The 23,488-nt window shown below is 70.2% G+C and carries 19 protein-coding genes; all 19 read right to left on the reverse strand.

The genetic code is table 11. The features are described 5' to 3' along the window. Positions 1–434: 434 nt before the first annotated feature. Complete coding sequence (locus VF632_RS01945; protein ID WP_331021158.1) at positions 435–950, reverse strand: HPP family protein; 516 nt, start codon at positions 948–950, stop codon at positions 435–437. Then, a complete protein-coding gene (locus VF632_RS01950) occupies positions 950–4,603 on the reverse strand; it encodes an ABC transporter permease/M1 family aminopeptidase (RefSeq protein WP_331021159.1) in 3,654 nt (1,217 codons plus the stop codon). The genes VF632_RS01945 and VF632_RS01950 overlap by 1 nt, the downstream gene beginning before the upstream one ends. Further along, positions 4,600–5,625, reverse strand: coding sequence for an ABC transporter ATP-binding protein (locus VF632_RS01955; RefSeq protein WP_331021160.1), 1,026 nt, complete (start codon positions 5,623–5,625; stop codon positions 4,600–4,602). Before VF632_RS01955 ends, VF632_RS01950 begins: the two co-directional genes overlap by 4 nt. A gap of 23 nt (positions 5,626–5,648) precedes the next feature. After that, positions 5,649–6,371: a hypothetical protein gene (locus tag VF632_RS01960; RefSeq protein WP_331021161.1), complete on the reverse strand. Its 723-nt coding sequence runs from the start codon at positions 6,369–6,371 to the stop codon at positions 5,649–5,651. 93 nt (positions 6,372–6,464) lie between these two features. After that, positions 6,465–7,190 carry a hypothetical protein gene (locus VF632_RS01965; RefSeq protein WP_331021162.1) on the reverse strand — a complete coding sequence of 242 codons (726 nt, stop codon included), beginning with the start codon at positions 7,188–7,190 and terminating at the stop codon, positions 6,465–6,467. A 64-nt stretch (positions 7,191–7,254) separates the two neighbouring features. Further along, a complete protein-coding gene (locus VF632_RS01970; RefSeq protein WP_331021163.1) occupies positions 7,255–7,980 on the reverse strand; it encodes a hypothetical protein in 726 nt (241 codons plus the stop codon). Between the two features lie 22 nt (positions 7,981–8,002). Then, entirely contained in the window at positions 8,003–8,734 is a 732-nt protein-coding gene (locus VF632_RS01975; protein ID WP_331021164.1) for a hypothetical protein, read from the reverse strand. A 147-nt stretch (positions 8,735–8,881) separates the two neighbouring features. Next, positions 8,882–10,546: a urocanate hydratase gene (gene hutU, locus VF632_RS01980; protein WP_331021165.1), complete on the reverse strand. Its 1,665-nt coding sequence runs from the start codon at positions 10,544–10,546 to the stop codon at positions 8,882–8,884. Between the two features lie 35 nt (positions 10,547–10,581). Beyond that, complete coding sequence (locus tag VF632_RS01985; protein ID WP_331021166.1) at positions 10,582–11,139, reverse strand: Uma2 family endonuclease; 558 nt, start codon at positions 11,137–11,139, stop codon at positions 10,582–10,584. Between the two features lie 76 nt (positions 11,140–11,215). Further along, a complete protein-coding gene (locus tag VF632_RS01990) occupies positions 11,216–11,809 on the reverse strand; it encodes a Uma2 family endonuclease (protein ID WP_331021167.1) in 594 nt (197 codons plus the stop codon). A 45-nt stretch (positions 11,810–11,854) separates the two neighbouring features. Continuing rightward, on the reverse strand, positions 11,855–13,375 hold the full coding sequence (gene hutH / locus VF632_RS01995; RefSeq protein ID WP_331021168.1) for a histidine ammonia-lyase: 1,521 nt from the start codon (positions 13,373–13,375) through the stop codon (positions 11,855–11,857). Positions 13,376–13,520: 145 nt separating this feature from the next. After that, positions 13,521–14,702 carry a fibronectin type III domain-containing protein gene (locus tag VF632_RS02000; RefSeq protein ID WP_331021169.1) on the reverse strand — a complete coding sequence of 394 codons (1,182 nt, stop codon included), beginning with the start codon at positions 14,700–14,702 and terminating at the stop codon, positions 13,521–13,523. 246 nt (positions 14,703–14,948) lie between these two features. Further along, complete coding sequence (locus VF632_RS02005; RefSeq protein WP_331021170.1) at positions 14,949–17,969, reverse strand: putative LPS assembly protein LptD; 3,021 nt, start codon at positions 17,967–17,969, stop codon at positions 14,949–14,951. 30 nt (positions 17,970–17,999) lie between these two features. Beyond that, positions 18,000–18,767, reverse strand: a complete 768-nt coding sequence (tatC, locus tag VF632_RS02010; RefSeq protein ID WP_331021171.1) for a twin-arginine translocase subunit TatC — start codon at positions 18,765–18,767, stop codon at positions 18,000–18,002. 54 nt (positions 18,768–18,821) lie between these two features. Next, entirely contained in the window at positions 18,822–19,370 is a 549-nt protein-coding gene (gene nrdR / locus VF632_RS02015; protein ID WP_331021172.1) for a transcriptional regulator NrdR, read from the reverse strand. Between the two features lie 47 nt (positions 19,371–19,417). Beyond that, positions 19,418–20,170 carry a tol-pal system protein YbgF gene (gene ybgF / locus VF632_RS02020; protein ID WP_331021173.1) on the reverse strand — a complete coding sequence of 251 codons (753 nt, stop codon included), beginning with the start codon at positions 20,168–20,170 and terminating at the stop codon, positions 19,418–19,420. Next, complete coding sequence (locus VF632_RS02025; RefSeq protein ID WP_331021174.1) at positions 20,167–20,775, reverse strand: OmpA family protein; 609 nt, start codon at positions 20,773–20,775, stop codon at positions 20,167–20,169. The genes ybgF and VF632_RS02025 overlap by 4 nt, the downstream gene beginning before the upstream one ends. A 511-nt stretch (positions 20,776–21,286) precedes the next feature. After that, complete coding sequence (locus VF632_RS02030) at positions 21,287–22,600, reverse strand: hypothetical protein (protein WP_331021175.1); 1,314 nt, start codon at positions 22,598–22,600, stop codon at positions 21,287–21,289. Beyond that, entirely contained in the window at positions 22,600–23,481 is an 882-nt protein-coding gene (locus VF632_RS02035; RefSeq protein ID WP_331021176.1) for a hypothetical protein, read from the reverse strand. Before VF632_RS02035 ends, VF632_RS02030 begins: the two co-directional genes overlap by 1 nt. Positions 23,482–23,488 lie beyond the last annotated feature (7 nt).

The raw sequence follows: 23,488 nt of genomic DNA on the forward strand, positions 1-23,488 counted from the left end.
ATTGAGATGTCGGTGGGAAACTCCAGATATCGCCCAAGCCCATTAAGAGGCGAATAGACTATAGATTTTTCTCGTCTTGGCGTCAATCGTGACGCGCTTGTAGGCCAATGGGGGGGCGGTTACTTCCGATCAGAATCACATGGGGTAAGGGGCTTGCCCTGGGCGGCGGGGCCGAAGTGCAGTAAAAAAATCCCCGCCGGGCGTTTGCCCGGTGGGATTTTCTAGTCAAACCTAAATCGTTCCCAATGGGAATAACGCCTAGCAGCCTCTAAGAGCGTGGCGCAAAAACTTGCCGTCCGTCTAGGGGTTCCGCGGCCGGTTAGGTCTAAAGAGAACGGAGTGACCGCAAGAAGCCAGAAACCGCCACAGACGTGCATCGGTGCTCCGTCCGTGTCTGCTATTGTACGCGGCTAGCAATCTGTAGACTACGATCCTCAATGCCGGGCCGAGTAGCGCGCCAGCATCCACACGGCGGCGCGCTGCATCACCACCAGCCCGGCCGTGATGGCCACGGCGATGGCGAAGAGCGCGATGTTGCTCTCGTCGCCCGCGCGGAGCGAAAAGCTCAGCGCGGTGGAAACGGCCGGCGGATGGACCGCATCGGACAGGATCATCACCAGAATGGTGGCGACCATCGACAGGGCGGCGCCGGTGTACCCGGGGCCCAGCATCATGAACGCCGCCAGCCCCAGCACGGCCGCGCCCAGCTGCGAGATCACCAGCGTCCGCACGCGGTTGGTCCCGTGCTCCGGGTCCATGTAGATCAGGAACGCGCTCGACGCCAGCGACGCGAACAGCAGGCGCTGCTCGCTGAGCGTCTCCACCAGGAACAGCACCAGCAGCACCGTGGCGGTCGGCAGGGCGGCCAGCATCAGCTCGCCCCGCAGGTGCAGCCTCTGGCGGATGGTGCGCGTGATCCGCTCGCCCGGCCGCAGGCTCTCCTGTTCCATCAGCGCGCGCCTTCCACCGCCTTCGGCCCGGCGGAATCGCGCCGCGCCGGCCGCCGGGTGGGCGCGGGCGAGCCCCGCCCGCGGGTGATGCCCATGACGTTGTCCTCCAGCTCGCGGTCGATCAGCTTGTGCAGCGGATCGATCCCCGCCCGCCGCGGCCACTCGTCCGTTACGATGCGGAAGGTGCGCGCGGCGCCGGTGAACCGGAACTTTTTCAGGTAGATGGGCTCGTCCTCGTCCGCGCCGAAGACCCCCACCTCGATCCAGTCGTCGATCCGCACGTCCTCCTCCCGTCCCAGCCCGCCGGCCCTCATCTTTCGCGCGGAGACGGTGAAATCCACCTGGTAGCGGCCGTCCGGCAGCTGCGTGCCTTCCGCCCGCGACGCCGACAGGTCCCACAGCGTCACCGTCTCGAACAGGTCTTCCACCAGCCCGTCCAGCGAGTCGGGCGTAGCGGCGTGCAGGTGCCGCAGCAGGTCGCGCGAGGTGGGATATGGCCCGGCGGGGCGATGGCGCGACTCGGCCAGAAAGGCGCGCAGGGCGCCGTTCACCGCCTGCTCGCCCACGTAGTCGCGCAGCGCGTACATGGCCAGCGCGCCCTTGTTGTAGTGGATGTACTGCTGGTACTCCACCAGCGCCACCGGCATCTCCGCCCGCCGCTCCATGCCGCGGCCCTTGAGGTAGCCGTCCAGCTCGTAGCGCAGGAACCGCCCGATCTGCTCGCGCCCGTACTCCTTTTCCATCACCATCAGCGCGCTGTACTCGGCCAGCGTTTCGGTGAGCATGGCCGAGCCCTGCACGTGCGCGCCCACCGCCTGGTGCCCCCACCACTGGTGCGCCACCTCGTGCGCCGTGACGAAGTACGGGTAGTCGATGTCGCCCGCGTCCACGTCGGCGATGAAGCCGATGCCCTCGCTGTACGGAATGGTGCCCGCGAACGACTGCGCGAAGTCGCCGTAGCGCGGAAACTCCACGATCCTCACCTGCCGGTGCTGGTACGGGCCGAACTCGCGGGTGAAGTAGTCCAGCGACGCCTTCACCGAGCGGATCATCCGCGCCACGTTGTACTCGTGCCCGGGATGGTGGAACACCTCGATGTCTACGCCCTTCCACCGGTCGCGCCGCACCGTGAAGCGCGCCGACAGGAACGAGTAGAAGTTCAGCATCGGCCCTTCCATCTCGTAGCGGAAGAACCGCCGCCCACCCCGCCGCCACTCGCGCACCAGCCGCCCCGGCGCGATCGCCACCTGGTCGGCCGAGGTAGAGACGGTCGCGGCGAAGCGGATCCAGTCGGCGTCGCGCGACAGGTCGTTCCGCATCAGCGCGCGCGGATCGCCGATCGCCGGCACGCGGGGGCGCTCGGCCAAGCCGTGCCGCTCACGCGCGCCCTCGTCCTGCAGCTCGCCCTCGGGGTTGTAGCCGATGCCGGGGAGCCACTGGTTGTCGAAGAAGGTGCCGTTCTGCACCACGGGATGGAACGAGGGCTCGTCCGCAAAGCCGCGTGTCACGAACCGCAGGGTGAAGCGCAGCTCCGTCGAGTCGCCCGGCGCCAGGGGGCGCGCCAGGCGAAAGGCGTGGTACCCCTTCTCCTTGTCGCGGATGATGGGCTGCGCGGGGACGCCCAGCTCCAGCCGGTCGACCGTGATGGTGTTGACGATGTCGACGTGCACCTGGTCGATGGGGCGCCCGGCGCGGTTCACCAGCCGGTACACGCCACGGATGGCCAGGTCGCGCGACGCCGGATGGATGTCCACCTCCAGCCGCACGTCGGTGATGCGCGGCTGGGGAAGCGCCTCGAACTTCTTATACTGCTTTTCGTACAGCGCCTGGATGCGCTCCGCGTCTTCCTCGGTCTCCCACTCGTTCAGCACGGTGGTGTTGTGGACGATGAAGCCGCCCGTCCCCAGCACCAGGGCGAACGCCAGCGCCGCCGCCGCCAGCACGGGGCGCTTGGCGCGGGCGCGGGCCATCTTCATCCGCCATCCCCCGCCCTGCTCCTGCCCTCGCACCCAGAGCAGGTTGCTGGCGATGGCCATCAGCACGGCCACGCCGCCCCAGAACGCGGTGTACCACGCCCACGGCCGTAGCGTGTGGCCGTAGCCGTTCATGTCCGAGTAGAACGTCTCCGGCGACGCCGAGTAGTGAAACAGGTTGTGCGAAAGGCTGGTGGAGTACAGGTACGGCGTCAGCACGAAGTACAGGATGACGATCAGGTGCCCCACGTACTTGTGGTTCGCCAGCGACTGCACCGTCATGGCGAACACGATCCACAGCACGAACTCCGGCAGCCGAATCCCGAACAGTTCGCGCAGGTACAGCCCCGGCTCCATCCGGAAGTAGCCGGACGCAGCCTGGATCAGCATTCCCGTCAGCATGCTGGCGAAGAGGAGGACGGCCACCATTCCCGTCAGCGCCAGTGCCTTTCCCGCGAAGGGCACCCAGTTGGGCACGGGCATGGAGTCGTGGATCTGCGCCGTCCGCGCCTCGCGCTCTTCCCACACCAGCTCGCCCGCGTACACGGCCACGATCACGATGATGAACAGCATGAACGAGCCGCTGACCATCTCCAGCATCATGTACGTAACGGGGTGCGGCTCCACGCCGTAGATGGTGCCGCGCTGGCCGCCCATCACCAGCCCCAGCGCCACGCACATCCCGGCCAGGATCCAGAACCAGACACCGCGCACCATGCGCAGGAACGACGCATGGGCCACCCCGCCCAGCTGCGCGGCCCGCGCCGCGAACCCGAAGGAGCGATGGGGCTGCGGAAGCGTCAGCCGCGCCGCCAGCGACAGGGCCTGCGGCGGCTCGGGGGGCAGCCGTCCGCCCGTCTCGCTGGCGAACTGGGCGAAGCGGAACTGTGCGATGCCGTAGGCCAGGATCGCTCCGCCCACGACCATCCACAGCACCCGGTTCAGCAGCAGCGCGTCGGTCAGGGGCAGGGGCATGCCGTTGGATTCCGCCACCGTCCAGTAGCGCATGGCCCAGTTCAGCGGCGCCAGGCCAAACGGGTCGGAAAGCTGGGTGAACCAGTCGAAGTCCAGCCCGTTCACGAACAGGCGCGAGATGCTCCACCCCAGCAGCAGCGCCAGCCCGCCCACCTGCACCGCCACGAACTTGCGGCTGAGCGCGCCCATCACCAGGAACAGCGCCGACGTGGCCAGCACGTTGGGAACGACGATCAGCGCGAAAGGGAGTGCGTACGCCCCGGCGCCGTACGAGGCGATGCGGTCCGGGTCGGCGAAGGGCAGCGAGGCGGCGGTCGCCGCGCCCAGGGGAATGCCCAGCAGCACCAGCAGATTGGCGATCACCGCGCCCAGGTAGCGGGCGCCCAGGTACGCCGATTTGCGGACGGGGGTGGTGAAGAAGAGCGGGTGGATGCCCGCCTGGAAGTCGCGGTGCGCGGCGTGCCCGGCCAGCGCCGCCGTCACGGGCACCGCCAGCACGGAAAAGATGGACGTGAGGTTGGCAATGCGGCTGGGCGAGTTGGCGATGCTCACGGGCGAGCCCAGGTCGAACCCCGCCCACACCCCCGCCGCCGCGGCCATGAACACGAAGCCCAGTCCGAAGAAGACGGCGAAGTACACCCAGGTGCTGACACGCCGCAGGTGGTCGCGCAGCTCGTACGCCGTCAGGTGAAGCAGGGTCGTCACGCCGCCCCCGCGTCGCGAGGCGCCCCGTCCGAATCACCGTCCTCGCGGACCGATGGTGAGACCGCCACGTCGGCCGGCACTTCAGCCGCCACCTCCGACGTCACCACGGACGGCTCCGCCGACGCCACCTCGACGGGCGCCGGCCGGGCCAGGCTCAGCCCGCGCATCAACGTGAAGTAGACGTCCTTCAGGTCGGGTTCCACGGGGCGGAACGTCTCGTCGGGCGGGGCGTCCGCGAACACGTGCACCACGGTACGTCCCCCTACCAGCGTGGTGGAGATGACGGGATGCGCCTGCTCGAACGCGGCCAGCTCGTCGCGGGGCACCTCGCGGCTCCACACCCGCCCACGGATGGCGCGGACGGCCTCCATGGGTTCCGCCTCCAGCAGGATGCGGCCGGACTGGATGACGGCCATCCGCTGGCACAGGTCGCTCACGTCCTCCACGATGTGCGTGGACAGGATGACGACGGCCTGCTCACCAAGCTCGCTCAGCAGGTTCAGGAAGCGGACGCGCTCGGCGGGGTCCAGCCCGGCGGTGGGCTCGTCGACGATGATCAGCCGCGGGTTGCCGATCAGCGCGACGGCGATGCCGAAGCGCTGGCGCATGCCGCCCGAGAACCCGCCCAGGCGGCGGCCGCGCGCGTCCCACAGGTTGGTTTGCTCGAGGAGAGACTTCACCACGTCGCGCCGCTCGGCCGCGCGGGTGACGCCCTTCAGCAGAGCGAAGTGGCCCAGCAGTTCCTCGGCCGTGGCGCGGGGATACAGGCCGAACTCCTGCGGCAGGTATCCGAGGGTGCGCCGCACCCCCTCCTTGTCGCCCAGCACGTCCAGCTCACCAAGCCGTGCCTGGCCGGAATCCGCCTCCTGCAGCGTGGCCAGAATGCGCATCAGCGTGCTCTTGCCGGCGCCGTTGGGGCCCAGCAGCCCGAACATGCCGCGCGGCACGGTGAGCGAAACGTCGCGCAGGGCGTGCACGCCGTTGGGGTACGTCTTGGAAAGACGTTCGATCGTCAGGTCCACGAACTTCGATGGTGAGGGTTGGATCAGCGCGGCTGGCCCGCGGCCGGCGGCGGGGCGACAGCCGGGATCGGCGCGGACATGGCGGGGCGCCGCGGATGGGCCCGCCGTACGTCGAACACCACCCCCGTCATCACCGTCCTGACCGGCTGCCGCCCGGTGCGCACGCCCGGTTCATCGGGGTGGTACTTCCAGGCGGTGCCGAAGGCGCCTGTCACGTAGAAGTGCATCCCGTACGGGCCGCCGGTACGATAGGCGACGGTGGGGGCCCAGTACCGGGGCTCCACCTGCTCGTAGTTGTCGGCGAGCACGATCTCGATCTGCCGCCGTGCCAGGAAGGCGTATCCCTGGGTGGTGTACCAGCCGGACCCGTTCGGCCGCATGCGCCCCAGCTGCACGTAGGGCATGGCGTGAGTGCCCGCAGCGAGCACCCCCGCGCCCGCGTCGAGCCCGAGCGGCGAGCCCGGGGCCTGCACGTACAGGTCCAGCTCCGACGATACGACCGGGGCGGAATACGTGAATCCCGCGCTGAAGCCGAGCGTGGAGTCGGTAGCCGCCCAGCCGTAGCGCACCCCGGCCCCCAACTGCGGAACCAGGATGGTCTCGCACGTTTCCGGGGGGCACAGCGACTTGCCGGCACCCATCGTACCGTAGCCCGTGATGCCTTGCTCCACGCGCGGACCATGGGTCACGATGGGCGCGCACGCCGCGGCAGACGCCAGCAGCAGCAGCGCGGAACACGCTTTCATGACCATGTCGGCATCACCTCGGAGAAAAATATCGGCGGCCGGAGCGGACCGAAACCGCTCGACCGCCGCATCCGCACACGACCGTGAGCCGGATCAGCGCGGCTGGCCAGGCGGCGGCACAGGTGGAACGGGCCCCCGGGCGGGCGGCAGGCGGCTGGGCGGCGGCGCCGGCTGCACGTCGAACACGATTCCCATCATCACCGCCCTCAGCGGCTGCCGCTCCGTGTACAGGCCGGGCCCGTCCTCGCGCCGCTTCGTAACCCTCGACGTCCCGAACGCGCCGGTCGCGTAGAAATGCATGCCATACTGGCCCCGGGCGCGATACGCGATGCTGGGTGACCAGTACCGGGGCTGTTCCTTCTTTTCGGTGTCGACGTCGATCCCCCAATCCATGTCCCGCCGCGACAGGAAGGCGAATCCCTGGGTGGTGTACCAGCCTGACCCGTTGGGCTTCATGCGGCCGGCCTGCACGTACGGCATGCCGTGGGTGCCCGCCAGCAGCACCCCCGCGCCTACGTCCAGCCTGCTCAGCGAGGTCGGCGCCTGGACGTACACGTCAAGCTCGGACGACACGATGAAGGTGGAAACCGTCAGTCCCGCGCTCATGCCCGCCGCGGAGGCGGTCGCCGCGCGGCCGTAGCGAACCCCGGCCCCGTACTGCGGCGTCAGCTGCGTGTCGCACTCCGGAGGGCCGCACAGCTCCCGTCCGCCGCCCAGGGTGCCATGGAACGAAAGGCCGTTCTGCACCCGCGGAGTGTGGGTGACGATCGGCGCGCACGCCGCGGCGAACGCCAGCAGCAGCGCGGAACACGCTTTCATGAACATGCAGGCATCGCCGGGAGAGGGGAGCCGTTGTCCGCGGATTGGAAGCGCACCAGCCGGATCAGCGCGGCTGGCCCGGCGGCGGCGGCACGGCCGGGGCGGCCCCCCGCGCGGGTGGCAGGCTGCCGGGCGGCGGATCGGTCTGCACGTCGAACACCACGCCCATCAGCACCGCCCGCACCGGCTGGCGCTCCGTGCGCGGGGCCGACTCGTCGGGATCGTGCGTCGTCACACGGGCCGAGCCGAGCGCGCCCGAGGCGTAAACGTGCACGCCATACCGGCCGCGCGTCCGGTACGCGATGGCCGGCGCCCAGTACCGCGGCGTCACCTGCACCAGGGGATCGTCAAGCGTCCAGCCGATCGCCCGCTCCGCCATCCAGGCGAAGCCCTGCGTGGTGTACCAGCCGGAGCCGTCCGGCCGCATGCGCCCCAGCTGCACGTAGGGCATGACATGGCTGCCCGCGGCCAGCACGCCCGCGCCCGCGTCCAGATCCAGTTGCGACGCGGGCGCCTGCACGTACAGGTCCACCTCCGAAGAAATGAAGCCGGCGGAATACGTGAATCCCACACTGAAGCCGGGCGTGGAGTCGGTTGCCACCCGGCCGTAGCGGGCGCCCCCACCCATCTGCGGAACCAGGTCGGTGTCGCACGCTTCCTGGCTGCACAACGACCGTGAGCCGCCCATGGTTCCATAGAGCGTGACGCCCGGCTCCACCCTTGGGCTGTGGGTAACGACGGGTGCGCACGCGGCGGCGCTCGCCAGCAGCACGATGGCTGAAAATCTCATGATCACGGGGTATTGTCTTGGATCAGCGTGGCACGGCCGCCGGCGGCACCGGCGGGATGGAGCGTGGCGCGGGCGCACGCGGGGGCACCGGCTGCACGTCGAAGACGATCCCCATCATCACGATGCTCACCGGCTGGCGGGTGTCGGTACGCGTGGGCAGCGAATCCGCGGAATACACCACCGCCTTCGCACTGCCGAAGGCCCCCGAAAGGTACACGTGAACGCCGGGCCGCCCCCGCGTTCGATACGCCACCGTCGGCGCCCAGTAGCGCGGCGTCACCTCGTCGGCGCCCGCGGGACCATCGAAATCCAGGGTCCAATCCGGGAATCTGGACGACAGGAAAGCATACCCCTGCGTAGTGTACCAGCCGGACCCGTCCTCGCGGATTTTCCCCACCTGCACGTACGGCATGTCGTGCGTGGGCGCGGTCAGCACCCCGGCCCCCATGTCCAGGCCCCAGGACGTGGGCGCCTGCAGGTACAGGTCCAGCTCCGACGACACGATCGCCGTCGAGAACGTGACGGCCGCGCTGACGCCGGGACGCGTGGCCGTCGCCGCCTGGCCGTAGCGAACGCCCAGGCCCTGCTGCGGCACCAGCTGGGTTTCGCAGCGCAGGGTGTCGCACAGCCGCGCGCCGCCGCCGGCCGTGCCGAACAGCGAAAAGCCCTCCTCCACGCGCGGTGTGTGGGTAACGATGGGCGCGCAGGCCGCCGCGCACGCCAGCAGCAGCGCGGCACACACTTTCAAGAACATGTGGATACGGATGGGTAGAAGCGACGGCAAGGAGGGGGAGTACCATCAACGATCGGCCGGCCCCGATCCGGACGGGTGAGGGCATCCCGCACCCGCTCCTCCGGATCCGTGGCCGGCCAATCGACCTTCGGCTTCCCGCGGTTCCGTTCAGTCCAGCATGGGCAGCCGCACCCCGTGGGCGCGGGCCGTGTCCACCGCCTCGCCGTAGCCCGCGTCGGCGTGGCGGATGACGCCCATGCCGGGATCGTTGGTCAGCACCCGCTCCAGCCGCTCGCGCGTTTCGGGGGTGCCGTCGGCCACGATCACCTGCCCCGCGTGCAGCGAGTTGCCGATGCCCACGCCCCCGCCGTGGTGGAACGACACCCAGGTGGCGCCGCTGGCCACGTTCACCAGCGCGTTCAGGATGGGCCAGTCGGCGATGGCGTCGCTGCCGTCCTTCATCGCCTCCGTTTCGCGGAAGGGCGACGCGACGGAGCCCGTGTCCAGGTGGTCGCGCCCGATGACGATGGGCGCCTTCAATTCGCCCGACGCCACCAGGTCGTTCAGCGCCACGCCGAAGCGCGCGCGCTCGCCCTGCCCCAGCCAGCAGATGCGGGCGGGAAGCCCCTGGAACTCCACCTTTTCCCGCGCGTGGGTGATCCACCGGCGCAGGTGCTCGTCTTCCGGAAACAGCTCCAGCACCAGCTCGTCGGTGCGGGCGATGTCGGCCGGGTCGCCGGAAAGCGCCACCCAGCGGAACGGGCCCTTGCCCTCGCAGAACAGCGGGCGCACGTACGCCGGCACGAAGCCGGGAAAGGCGAACGCGTCGTTATAGCCGGCATCGCGCGCCTGGCCGCGCAGGTTGTTGCCGTAGTCGAAGGTGACGGCGCCGCGGCGCTGCATCTCGACCATCGCCTCGCAGTGCGCGCGCATGCTCTCCATCGAACGCAGCTGGTACCCGGCCGGATCCGCTTCGCGGAGCGCATCGGCCTCGTCCAGCGACATGCCGGCGGGAACGTAGCCCACCAGGGCGTCGTGGGCGCTGGTCTGGTCCGTCAGCACGTCGGGCGTCACCCCGCGCCTCACCAGCTCGGGGAGCACCTCGGCGCAGTTGCCCACGAGGCCCACCGACAACGCCTGGCCGGCCTTGCGGGCATGGTCCATCCAGCCGAGCGCCTCGTCCAGGTCGTGCGTCATGCGGTCGCAGTAGCGCGTGTCGATGCGGCGCTGGATGCGTGCCGGGTCCACGTCCATGCAGAGAACGGCGCCCTCGTTCATGGTGACGGCCAGCGGCTGCGCGCCGCCCATCCCGCCCATGCCGCCGGTGAGCGTCCAGGTGCCGCGCAGGCTGCCCCCGAAGTGCTTTCGGGCGACTGCGCCGAACGTTTCGTACGTGCCCTGCAGAATGCCCTGCGTGCCGATGTAGATCCACGAGCCGGCCGTCATCTGGCCATACATGGTCAGCCCCTGCCGCTCCAGCTCGCGAAACGTTTCCCAGTTGGCCCAGCGCCCCACCAGGTTGCTGTTGGCGATCAGCACGCGCGGCGAGTGGCGGTGGGTGCGGAACACGCCGACGGGCTTGCCGGACTGCACCAGCATGGTCTCGTCGTCGGCCAGGGTGCGCAGCGTGGCCACCATGGCGTCGAACGCCTCCCACGAGCGCGCGGCGCGCCCCGTTCCGCCGTAGACCACGAGGTCTTCGGGGCGCTCGGCGACATCGGGATCCAGGTTGTTCATCAGCATGCGCAGCGCGGCCTCCTGCTGCCATCCGCGGCAGGAGATCTCGGTGCCGCGCGGCGCGCGCACGGTGCGGGGTTCGGCGATGGTAGTCATGAGAATTCGATCAGGGGACGCGGCGCAGCGCTTCGTTAGTCACTGAATACGTCGTCTATCTGGACGTCGAGTTGCGGACCACCCGGCACAGGTTGCCAGACGATGCTACCGGACGAGACCACTCTCGGAAAGCGATCCCCTCCGGCGCGATAGATCTCGATGCGGCGCAAGCGAGGGTCGATCACCCAGTACTCGGGCACGCCAAACTGAGCGTATCTCTCCCGCTTGAGGCCACGGTCGCGGTCTGCTGTGGAAGGGGAAATGATCTCGACTACAAGGTCTGGCGGCGACTCCACCCCGCGCTCAGTGACGGTCCCGCGTTGCTGCTCTCGAACGAACACGAGGTCGGGCACGAGGTAGTCGCCCGGACCGAACAGCACGTCAATGGGCCCGGGATAAACACGCCCGAGCTTGTGCCGACGAACGAAGGGACTCAGCAGTTCCACCAGATTGCCGGCGACTACCTGGTGCGCCGGCCGGGGAGAAGGAGTCACGAAAAGCTCTCCGTCGATGACTTCGTAGCGATTGCCGTCGTCGGGGAGCCTGGCGAATTCCGCGTAGCTCCACCCGCGCCGGGCGGGATGCGTTGCCATGTGCTGCTCCTTCGGGTGTGGCAGAAACGATGCGTCTAAATCGGAGTGCTCATTCAAGTCCGCCCTCCGACGATAACTAGTTCGCCGTGCGCGGACGCGAGTAGTCCGTGGGTGCGCGCATCAGGTGCGGAACGTCGATGACCAGTTCCGGGCCACCAGGCGCGGGGCGCCACCGCAGGAAGTCCGTTGCGACCTCCGTCCGGCGCAAATCGCCGCCGCTGAGCCGGTAGACGTCTACCTGCACCAAATCGGTGTCGATGATCCAGTATTCCGGGACGCCGTACGCCGCGTAACGCTCGCGCTTCAACCCCCGGTCACGCCGCGAGGTCGAGGGAGAGAGAACTTCGACCACGAGGTCCGGGGCGCCCACCATCGCGTGGTCCTTGACGATCTCCTCACGCTCGCGACGCACGAACAGCAGGTCCGGCTCCAGGTAGTCGCCCTCGCCGAAGATCACGTCGTACGGCGCGCCGAACAGCGTTCCGAGCCCGTGCTCCTGCGTGAAGACTTCGAGCATCGCGGTCAGGCGCGCGACGACTCTCTGGTGGATGCTCGTCGGTGATGGGGTCACGTACAGTTCTCCGGCGATGACTTCGTAGCGATTGCCATCATCGGGGAGATTCGCGAATTCCTCGTACGTCCATCCGCGGACCGCCGGCTGTGTGGACATCGTCTCTCCCCCTCGTGTGAATGCCGGGCTGTGCGTGCCCCAGTATCAAAGATCGATCAATGCGCCCTCGCGCACCAGCGCGGCGGCGGCCTCGATGTCGGGCGCCAGCGCGCGGTCCGCGTCCAGGTGCCCGATGGTGGCGCGCAGCTTCTGGTACGCGCGCTCCACCCCGCGCCCCGGCCGCAGCGGCTTGCGGAACTCCAGCGCCTGCGCGGCGCACAGCAGCTCCACCGCCAGCACCGCCTCGGTGTTCCGCAGCACGCGGCGCGCCTTGACGGCCCCGTGCGCGCCCATGGACACGTGGTCTTCCTTGTTGGCGCCGGTGGGAATGCTGTCGACGCTGGCGGGATGCGAGAGAACCTTGTTCTCGCTGGCCAGCGCCGCCGCCGTGATCTGCGCGATCATGAAGCCGGAGCACACGCCGGGATCGCGCGTCAAAAAGGCGGGAAGGTCGCCCGACAGGTCCGGGTTCACCAGCCGCTCGGTGCGCCGCTCGGAGATGGAGCACAGGTCGGTGAGCGCCATCGCCAGCAGGTCCAGCACCTGCGCGATGGGCTGGCCGTGGAAGTTGCCGCCCGAGATCACCAGGCCGTCCGGCCCCTCGTCCGGAAAGATCAGCGGATTGTCGGTGGCGCTGTTGGCCTCGATCTCGATCACCTGCCGCACGTACGCCAGCGCGCTGCGGGCGGCGCCGTGCACCTGCGGCATGCAGCGGATGGAGTAGGCGTCCTGCACCCTCGGGTCGCCGTGCCGGTGCGACTCGCGGATCTCGCTGTCGGCGAGCAGGGCGCGCAGGCGCTCGGCGCTGGCGGCCTGCCCCGGGTGCGGGCGGGCGCGCATGATGGCGGGATGGAACGCGTCCGGCGTGCCGCGCAGCCCCTCGAGCGACATGGCGCCGGCCACCTCGGCCGCCTCCACCACGCGCTCGGCGCCGCGGACCAGCAGTGCGCCGATGCCGGCCATCACCTGCGTGCCGTTGTTCAGCGCCAGCCCCTCCTTGGCGCGCAGGCGAAGCGGCTCCAGTCCCGCGCGGGCCAGCGCCTCCGCCCCCGGCAGCACCTGCCCGCCCACCTCGGCCTGCCCCTCGCCGATCAGCACCAGCGCCAGGTGCGACAGGGGAGCGAGGTCGCCCGAGGCGCCCACGGAGCCCTGCTCGGGGATGACGGGATGGATGCCGTGGTTCAGCAGGTCCAGCAGCCGCTGCACCACCATGGGGCGCACGCCGGAAAAGCCCTTCGCCAGCACGTTGGCGCGCAGCAGCACGATGGCCCGCGTCTCGGCCCGGGCCAGCGGCGCGCCCACGCCGCATGCGTGGCTGCGGATCAGGTTCAGCTGCAGCTCTTCCAGCCGCTCGGGCGGGATGGGCGTCTCGGCCAGGCGGCCGAACCCGGTCGTGACGCCGTAGACCACCGCGCCGCTGGCCAGCGCGCGCTCCACCACGTCGCGCGAGCGCTGGATGCGCTCTTCGCTGCCGGCGGCCAGCACCACGCGGGTGCCCAGGTCCGTCGCCACCTGCTCTACCTGCTCCAGCGTCAGGCTGTCGCCGTCGATCTCGATCTGCCGCATCGGTTCGGTTGCGTTGGGGATGGAAGCAGCTCTGAAATTAGACACCCCGCACGAGCCTGTCAACGGTCGTGCGCATCCCTGAAACGTGGAGACCCGCGCCGGGGCAGGTGCCCGGCGCGGGTCTCCATCGCGTTCCCGACCGCCGTTACCGCGGCGCCACGTTCAGCCGCGGCTCGTTGGGAATCGTCTGGTACGCCCAGTCGAAGATCATCAGGTCGCGGCCCGCCTGGTTGCTTCCCAGCAGCTGCACGCGAACCACGCCGTGGTGCACCTGCCCGTTCGCGCCGGGCACGCGGAACACGTAGCTGTACTCGGGCGTCACGGCGATGGGCGCGCTGCTGTACCCGGTCGTCGGAGCGACCTTGGCGGCGATGCAGTCCGCGTCGGCGCCGGGGCCGCAGGTGAGCGCCGTGGTGCGGCCGAACTCCACCACCTGCGCGCCGTTCAGCGGCACCAGCCGCCACCCGGCGGATCCCGTCTCCAGGCGGAAGTGCGCGCTGGTGGACGTGCCCGCGACGACCGGGTTCTGCGATTCGCTCGTCACGAAGCGGAAGCCGCTCTGCGTGGGGTCTCCGGCGTGTGCGTAGATCAGCTCGCCGGTGAAGTCCGGGCGCGGCACCGCCAGCATCTGCGCGCTCAGGTTGCTCACGTGGCCCATCGTGTCGACCGTGGCTACACGGTAGCCGTATTCGAACCCGTTCTGCGCCTGCTCGTCCAGAAAGCCGCGCCCGTCGGTCTCGCCCACGCGGTACAGCTCCGGCTGCCCCTGCAGCTGCGTGAGGAACACCATGTAGCGGGCCACGTTGGCGCCGTTGGTGTTGTCCGTCCACCGCAGGTACACGGCGTCGTCCAGCCCCACCGGCGTTCCCGCCACCGGCGCGGCCGGGCGGGTGTTGGCCGGCACGGACACCTCTTCGGCGAACTCGCTGGAGGTTTCGAGGTCGCTGGCCTCGTCCACGGCGGCGACGTAGTAGGTGTACGCGCTCCCGTGCTGCACGTTGCGGTCGGCGTACACGCACCCCGCCTCCGTGCAGGAGGTGACGGTGGCGATCAGCGAATAGGCACTGGAGGTCGACCGCTTGCCGTACACGCGGAACACTTCGTTGCCCCAGTCGCTGGGCGGACGCCAGGTGAGCTGCACGGTCGGGTGGCCCACCGGCGTGGTGCCGTTGAACCCCTCGAACACCCACTGGTAGCTCACGGCCAGGTCGCGCGGCTCGCCCGGTTCATCGCCGGGGCCCACGATCACCCCGCGGTCGGTGGGATCGCAGGCGGCCAGCATCAGCAGGCCCGCCGCGGCGGACATCCATCGTTTCGTGCTCGTCATGGGAGGGTCTTTCCCGATTGTTACGGTTGGGTGCGGGCTCGGTGGTCCCGGCCTCTGCAAAAGCAACCGCCGTTCCGCCCGTGGCCCGATGAGGACATCCACCGCAAGCGTTTGTACAACAATCACTTGCCCTGATCTACGCACGACACGACCCCCGCGCGCCTGTCCCGTATGAACGTCGAACGGGTGTCGCCTGCGAGGGACACCCGTTCGGGAACAGCCTTCCACCGGCGAGCGCGGCTACTGCTAAGGCGTCCTGGGCCGCGTGGTGCCTTCGGTCCGGTTGCCGCCCAGGTTCTGGCGGCGGTAGTCGGCCTTCAGGTCCGGCAGGTCCGTCAGGTGCGCCGAGAACGAGAACGACGTGTTGCCGTTGGGGGCGCGCACGATGTCGAAGTTGGCCTGCCAGCGGTACAGGTCGCGCTTCAGGTTCAGCACCTGCATGGCGAACTCGTTCTCGGTGATGGAATACTGCGTGTTCCAGTTCACCGCCCAGTTGCGCGTGGGATAGAACGTCACGTTCAGCCGCAGGTTCTGGTTGTCGCCCGACAGGCTGCGCCGGGGCACGTCGTCAAGCGGGCTGGGGCGCTGGCGCTGCAGCGAGTAGCCCACGGACACGTTCCATGGCCCGGCGCCCCCCGTACCCGTGGTCAGCTCCTGCCCCGTCGCCGTCTGCGAGCCGGGCGGGTCCACCGGGGCAACCCCCTCCTCGGGCGGGGTGTTGCCGCGCTCCGTCCGCCGCTCCCCCTCGTCGGCCCGGGCAAAACCCAGCCAGCGGAAGAGCGCCGAGTTGGCGCCGAAGCTCACCTGCGTTCCCAACTGGGTGAGGAAGGGCGAGAACCGCCCGCGCCGCGTTCCCACCGTGGTGCCGGAGCCCGCCCGCTCCTCCTCGAACAGGTCGTGCGCCAGGGTGATGTTCAATCCCCCGAACAGGTCCGAGCGCAGCGTGCTGGACAGGTCGTCCGTCTGGAACCGATAGAACGGCGTCTCCTGCGTACGGGGCGTGCCCGGCGCCGGGATCAGCGAGCGGTCCGGCCGCGGCGCGAAGTTGTAGGCCAGCGCGCTGGTGTTGATGGCCAGCAGCGTCACCTTGCGGTCCTGGTCCGGCGCGTCGCCGCTGACGCCGGGCCGCCCACCCGCCGAGTCGGGCACGGCGGCGGCGGGGTTCCCCGGCGCCGCGGGAAGCCCCAGGGTGTCGGTCTGCGCGCCGGGGTTGCCCGCGCCTGCGTCCGACGGGTTGCCCGTCCCCGCGCGGGCAATCTGCTCGTTTCGCTCCGACTGCGCGGGGCGGCGCACCTTGGCCTCGAACGTCTGGTCGAACTGCAGCGTCACCTCGTTCTGCTCGCGTCCGCCCTGCTCGCCGAACACCGCCCGCTGCAGGTCGTTCTGCGGCACCTGCGGCGAGTACGTGTAGCGCAGCCCCGGGGTGATGTGGTGCCGGATGGCCGAGTACTGGCCGAAGCCGGGAAAGAAGCCGAACAATTCCGTCTGCAGCCCCGCCCCGAAGTTCACCCGCGGGGTGCCCGCGATGAAGCGGCCGAACGCCTGCTGCTTTTCGACGGAAAGCACCGAGTCGGGGTGGATGATGGAGTCGCGCCGCACCACCTGCTGCCCGAGGCTGATGTTGGGCGTGAGCCGGGTGGCGCCGATCAGCCGGAACTCGTAGCCGGTGGATGCGCTCCAGTCCAGCGTCTCGTTGCGGAGCCCGGGAAGAAAGCCCAGGCCGCCGCCGCCGGGGGCGGGGTCCACCAGCAGGCTGTCGATGGAAGCCAGGGACTCGCGGTCGTCGCGGCTGTAGCGCAGCCCCCCGCCCACCGCGATGGGCCCGATGCGGACGTTGCCCGTGAGGTTGGCCCCGGCCCGCGCATCGTTGGCCAGCCGCCGCTCGTACGCCTGGTCGCGCGTGTTGCGGTCGTAGTTCACGTCGCCGGTGAGCGTCAGCGACGCGTCGTTGTACCAGCGCAGCGTGCCCTCGCCCGCGGGGAAGATGGTGACGGTCTGCGGGCTGATGCTCAGCCGCGAACCCAGCCGGCTGTCGCCCGTGGCGATGTCCTGCCGCAGCTCGGCGCCGCTGCTGATCTGACCCCAGTCTGCCCGGCGGGTGAGCGAAAAGGTGGAGCTGATCTCGCTCGTCTGCCGCAGCGGGTCGATGGACCGGTTGCGCTCGAACTCGGTGCTCGACGCGTAGTTGAGCGCGGTGTTCAGGGTGGTGCGCTCGTTGGGCTGCCAGTTTCCGCCGCCGCGCAGGTTGATGCTGTTGGCGCCCTGCTCGCGCCAGAACCGCTGGAACGAGAGGTCGGCGTTCATGAAGCGGCGCCGGTTGGTGTACTGGTAGCCCCCGGTCAGCGACATCCACGACTGGCTGCGCCAGTCGAAGGAAACCTGCGCCCCCGTGTACTCGCTGAGCGCCCAGTAGTACCCGATGTTGCCGATGTGCCGCCCCGTGCCCCGCTCGCCCCGGCCGGGGGCGTCCGTACGGACGATGTCGGTGATTTCGAACTCCGGGATGAGCACGCCGCTGCGCCGCCCCTTGGCCAGGTCCTGCACGATGAAGGGCAGGATGAAGACGGGCACGTTGCGGAAGTACAGGTACGCCGGGCGGCCGATCAGCACGCGGTTCCGGATCACCTTCATCCGGTCGACCTTGAAGTGGTACGCGGGCTCCTCGCGCTCGTCGGAGGTGAAGGTGCTGCTCGTGCCGTACACGCGCGCGCCCTGCTCCTCGGACGTGACGTTGCCCTGCACGTACCAGGTGGCGCCCTCGTCGATGGTCGTCTTGGCCCCGCGCACGCTGGCCCGCTCGGCGGCCAGGTCGTAGTAGATCACGTCGCCGGTGATGTCCTGGCCTTCGCCCGTCACGTGGGGCTTGCCGTAGATCTCGACGAAGTCGCTGAGCTCGCGGTAGACGATGGAGTCGGTGGCGGTGAGCTCCGTTCCCTGCCGGTTGACCACCGCGTTGCCGCGCAGCCGCAGCGTGCGCTCGGCGTTGCGGAACTCGGCACTGTCGGCCTGATACTCCACGGGCACGTAGCCTTCCAGCTTCAGCAGCTGGTCGATCACGCTGTCCTGCACCACTTCCCGTCGGGCGGCGCTGTCCTTGGGCACCGTGTCGGCCTGCGGGCGCGGGCGCGCGGGGGCCTGCCCCGTGGGGCGCCCGCGGGGGCTGGTGGGGATCTGCGCCTCGGCGGGCGCGGCGGCCAGCGCCAGGGCCAGCAGCGCCAGCCCGGGCGCCAGCGCGCGGGCCGCCATCGGGTACCACTTCATCGACATCGGATTCAATCCCACGAAAGTCCAGCTCATTCAGGCGCCCGCGGCGGCGTGGGCAAGGCGGCGGCGGGCCACCAGGCGCGACAGCACGATGCTCAGCTCGTACAGCAGGGTCAGCGGCACCATCATCATCAGCGTCACGGTGATCACGTCACCCGGGGTGAGCACCGAGGCGACCACGGTGATGCCGGCGATGGCGTGGCGCCGCTTGGAGGCCAGGAACTCGGGCGTCACCAGCCCCATGGCCGACAGGATCAGGATGACCACCGGCAGCTCGAAGACGATGCCGAACGCCAGCAGCAGCCGCGTGACCATCGCCATATAGGGGCCCACGACGATGTTTTGTTCCAGGAACCGGGTCTGGAACCCCATCGTGAACTCCAGCGTCACGGGCAGCACGAAGCGGTAGGCCATGTACACGCCGCCCAGGAACAGGACGACGCCCAGGTACAGCGACGGCACGATTACCCGCTTTTCCGACGGCAGCAGCGCGGGGGCCAGGAACGCCCACACCTGGTAGATCACCACGGGCGACGCCAGCACCAGCCCCGTGGTGATCGCCAGCTTCAGGGTGACGAAGAACGGGTCGGTGGGGCTCAGGTACTTGAGCTTTTCGCCGTGCAGGAACGGCTCGATGGGGCGGATGAGCAGCATCATCACCCCCAGGCGGTCCACCAGCACGAACCCCGCGATGGAGCAGGCGATCACCGCCAGCAGGCTCCACAGGATGCGCCAGCGCAGCTCCTCGAGGTGGTCGAGGAACGGCATTTCGCCGGGCCGGCTGCTCTGGAAGATTCCCATCGTTCCCTGAAAGAAAACCAGAAGCGGGCGCGGCCCTCCGCGCCCGCCGAATCGTCAGTTCCCCGCCTGCCCCGCGCCCTCGTCCTCGTCGTCGGCTCCCAGGCCGGGGAGCTCGAACTCGGGCTGCACCTTGCGGTACTCGCGCCGCGTCTGCTTGTCGCGCAGGTCGCGGAACTCCAGCAGGAACTCTTCCGGGTCCTGGAAGTTGCGGTAGACGGACGCGAAGCGCACGTAGGCGATGTGGTCGCGGCGCTTCAGCCGGTCCATCACCATCTCGCCGATCTCCTTGCTCCCCGCCTCGCCGCTTTCGCGCCGGTCCAGCTCGCGCTCGATCTCCTCGACGATGCGGTCGATCTCGGCCGGGGTCACCGGGCGCTTGGCCGTGGCGATCTGCAGGCTGGTCAGCAGCTTGCGCCGGTCGAACGGCTCGCGCTCCCCGTCGCGCTTGAGCACCTGCAGGGGCCGCTCCTCGATGTACTCGTACGTCGTGAAGCGGCGCTCGCACTTCAGGCACTCGCGGCGGCGGCGCACGGCGCGGCCCTCGCGCACGCTGCGCGAGTCGACCACGCGGTCGTCGGTGTGGTGGCAGAACGGGCAGCGCACGGCCTAGAACCCCGCCGGGGCGCCCGGGTTCACCGGAGCGGCCTGGATCACCGGGTCCCCAGCCGCTGAAGCTCGGTGCGGGCCTCGGCTGCCTCGGGGCTGCGGGGGAACCGCTGCACCACCTGGTTCAGCCGGGTGCGGGCCTGCGTGCGGTTGCCGCGCCCCAGCTCCAGCCGCCCGATCCGCAGCAGCGCCGCCGGCGCCCGGGCCGAGGTGGCGTGCTCGCTCAGCACCCGCTCGTACGCGGTGATGGCGGCCGGCACGTCGCGCGCCTGCTCGTAGCTCTGCCCGATGTTGTACTGCGCGTCCGGGGCCAGCCGGTGCTCGGGGGCGGCGCGCAGGAACTCCTCGAAGCCGCCCCGCGCCGTGGCGACCGACCCGCGCCGCAGGGCCGCGAGCGCCGCGTCGAACAGTTCCTGCGGGTCGGCCGCTTCTTCCTGGGGCGCTGCGTCGGCGCGCTGGGCGGCGGCCTGGGCGCGCCGGGCCTCTTCGGCGGCGGTGTCGACCTGGCGACGGAGTGCGCCCAGCTGCGCCTGGTTCTGTCCGCTCAGCTCCTGGATCTGCACCAGCTGGCGGTCGATGGCCACCAGCCGGTTGGCCAGGTCGCCGCGCAGCCGGACGTTCTGGTCGCTGAGGCTGTCGAGCATGGCCTCGGTGCGCGCGATCAGCACGGTCACCATGGAGTCCTGCCGGGCCTGCTGCGAGGCCATTCCCAGCTGCAGGTCGCGGATGTCCTGCTTGGTGGCGATGCAGCCGGCCAGCAGGGGAAAGGCGAGCGCCGCCAGCGCCGCGCGCCTCATCGCAGCTCCTGTGGCACCACGCGCACCTCGCCGGCCGCGATGGCGAACTCCACGCGCCGGTTGCGCGCGAACGCATCTTCGCCCTCGCCCTCGGCCAGCGGGCGCTCCTTGCCCAGGCTGACGGTGGTGAAGCGGTCGGCGTTCACGCCGTAGTTGGCCAGGTACGCGCGCACCGCCTCGGCGCGGCGCTGGCCCAGCGCCAGGTTGTATTCGGTGCTGCCGCGCTGGTCGGCGTGGCCTTCCACGCGCAGCCGGACGCCGGGGTTGGCCTGCAGCACGGCGGCCTTGAGCTGAAGGATCTCCGCCGCGGTGGGGGTGATCTCGTTGCTGTCGTACTCGAAGAAGACGATCTCGGTGAGCACCTCGCGGGCCCCCGCGGTTTCGCGCGCCAGGCGCTCGCGTTCCGTCCGCTCACGCTCGGCGCGGTCGCGCTCGGCGGTCTCGCGGTCATTCGCGAGGCGGATGGAGTCCGCGCGCGCGCGGTCGGCGGCGCTCTCGGTCGTGGCGTCCGGGGTGGGCGCGGTGGTGACGGCCGGGCGCTTCTTGCATGCGCCCAGGGCCATGACGGGAACGAGGGCGATGACCACGGCGTGGCGAAGGTTCATTCGGTTTCTCCTGGCGTTTGGTGCGGTGCTGCGTGTGATGGTTCCCCCTCCCCCGGCCCCTCCCCCGCTGCGCAGGGGAGGGGGAGACCTGAATCGCGCTCTGGCTGAGACTGGCGCATGCCGCAGCCGCCCCCCTCTCCCGGCCTCTCCCCCATAAACCCCATGGGGGAGAGGAGAATTCGATTGCGCTCCGGCTGGCCCCGCACACTCGACTGGCTCCCTTCCCCAGCGCAATTTGCGAGGGAAGGGCTGGGGATGGGGGGCGCCCGCCCGAGCACCGGACCTGCCCACCCACGCCTCGACCTGGGGTGTACCCCCTCTCCCACGCTGTTTGTGGGAGAGGGTGGCACGCGTGTCAGCGCGGCCGGGTGAGGGCCCCACGGCAGCCGAGGCCTCGGCTACGGTGACCGCTGCCGCGCCCGGGCTGGTACGTGCCCCAGGCTAGATCCTTCGGCCCGCGACGTCTCTGCTACGGGCTAATTCCCCGCGCCTGGGCCTTCAGGATGACAGATTACCGTCCCCCGCCGAGGCGCATCAGCGTCCCCGACCAGTCGGGCAGACCGAAGCCGCGGCCGCCGACCAGCTTGCGGACGTTCCCCGTCACCGTGTCGAGCACGAACAGCCCACCCCCTTCGCGGTCCGGCGAGGCGAACACCAGGTGCCGTCCGTCCGGCGCCCAGCTGGGGTCCTCGTTGGTGGAGCGGTCGGTCAGCACCCGCGGACGTCCTCCATCTGCGCTCACCGCCACGATCTGCATCACCCCGTTCACCCGCGTGTGGTACGCGATCACCGGCCCCACCGGCGACCAGTCGGGCGAGGTGCTGTAGGCGCGCCGCCCGTAGGTGTAGTCCGAGACCAGCCGAGGCTCGCCGCCCAGCGCCATCACGTAGATCTGCGGCTCGCCCAGGCGGTCGCTGACGAAGGCGACGCGGCGCCCGTCCGGCGACCACGTGGGCGACAGGTTGTCGTACCCGCGCCCGCGCGTGTGCTGCTGCAGCCCGCCTGGCCCGCCGATCGTGGCGATCTCGGTGTTTCCCGCCACGGTGGTCGCGAATGCCACCGTGCGCCCGTCCGGCGCGTACGAGGGCGTGATGTTGATCCCGGCGCGGTCGGAGAGCACGCGGTCCGCCCCCGTCGACAGGTCGCGCTCGTACAGCAGCGGCGCGTCCGCGCGAAAGCTGGTGTAGGCGATACGCCCGCCGTCCGGCGACCACGCGGGCGAAAGCGCGATGGAACCGTCGCTGGTGATACGCGTCAGGTTCTCGCCGTCGCTGTCGACCGCGTAGATCTCCTTGCTGCCGCGCCCCTGCGTGACGAAGGCGATGCGCGACGCGGCCATCCCCGGCTCGCCCGTGGCCCAGCGCACCACCTGGTCGGCCGCGGCGTGGGCGGCCATCCGAAACCCGCGCGCGTCCGCCGCCGGGATGGGGAACGTGCCCTCGCCCTTCTTCTGCCCGTAGACGGCGTCGTACAGCGTCAGCGTCAGGCTGGAGCCGCCCGCGCGCGGGGCCACGCTTCCCGCCAGCACCCAGTCGGCACCGCGCTCGCTCCACAGGTCCAGGTTCACCGGCTCGCCCGCGCGTGCGCCGGTCGCTTCGCGCACCTGGAAACGATCGCTGAACTGCAGGTCGCGCTGCACGATGGCGCGCACCGCCTCGCCCCCCGCCCCGCCGAAGGGCAGGACCACGAAGCCGGACGCCGCCTGCGTTTCGTACGTCGTGCGAAGCTGCACCACCACGGAGTCCTGCGCCCGCGCCGGCGCGAACGCCAGCACGGCGGCGGCCATGGCCAGGAAAAGGCGGGTGGATCGTTGAACCACGGTCATCACAGCATTTCGGGAGTGATCAGGACGCACACGGGAAGCTCTTCGACGCTGAACCCGGCGGGAAGCGTCCCAAACGCCTTGCGGTTGCCGGCCTGCTCCGCCGCCTCCATCAGCGCCAGGCGAAAGGCCGCGCCACCACGCACGTCCCTCGTGGCAATCTCCGCCACCGAACCGTCGCGCATGATGCGGAAGCACACGTTGCCGCTGCCGCCCGACGCCGACTCCGGAGCGCGGAAGAACCGCCGCACCTGCCGGACGATGTTCGTGCAGTACCCCGCGGTGGGGCAGCGCACCCCGCGGCTGCTGATGGTCAGCCCCTCGCCGCCGGGGCTGTTCGCGTCGGCGTTCCGCCCCGTCGCCGGCCCCGTGCGCGTTCCCTCGCCCCGCGAGCGGCTCGCATCGTTCCCCGTCCCGCTCTGCCCCGAGCCCGGCTGCGTCGCCGGTGGCCGATTCGGTGTGGACGGCGTGGTGCGGGGCGGCGTGGACGGTGTCGTCCTCGGCGGCGTCGGATTGGGCCGCGGCGGCGTGGGACGCGGGGGCGTCGGGCGCTCCGGGGTCTTTCTAGGCTCGGGAGCCTTCTCAGGTTCCTTCGGCGCGCTCTTCTCTGGAACCGGTGGCGCGGGTTCCGGCTCCGGCGCGGGCGGCTCCGGCGCAGGTTCGGGTTCAGCCGCGGCGGCCGGGGCGGGCTCCGGCGCGATGGGGCCGGGCTCCTGGTTGGCCATGGCCTCGGGGAGCGGCTCGCCTTCCACGTTGGGCCGCTCCGAGACGATGTCCACCGCGTAGACCTTCATCTTCGGCGGCTTGGGATCGGCCCCCGTGAACGCCATGAGGACGACGGCCAGTCCGTGCAGCGCCAGCGACGCCAGCACGGCCCCGGGCATCCGGCCT

It is taken from the genome of Longimicrobium sp., from assembly GCF_036388275.1.
Taxonomy (GTDB): Bacteria; Gemmatimonadota; Gemmatimonadetes; order Longimicrobiales; family Longimicrobiaceae; genus Longimicrobium.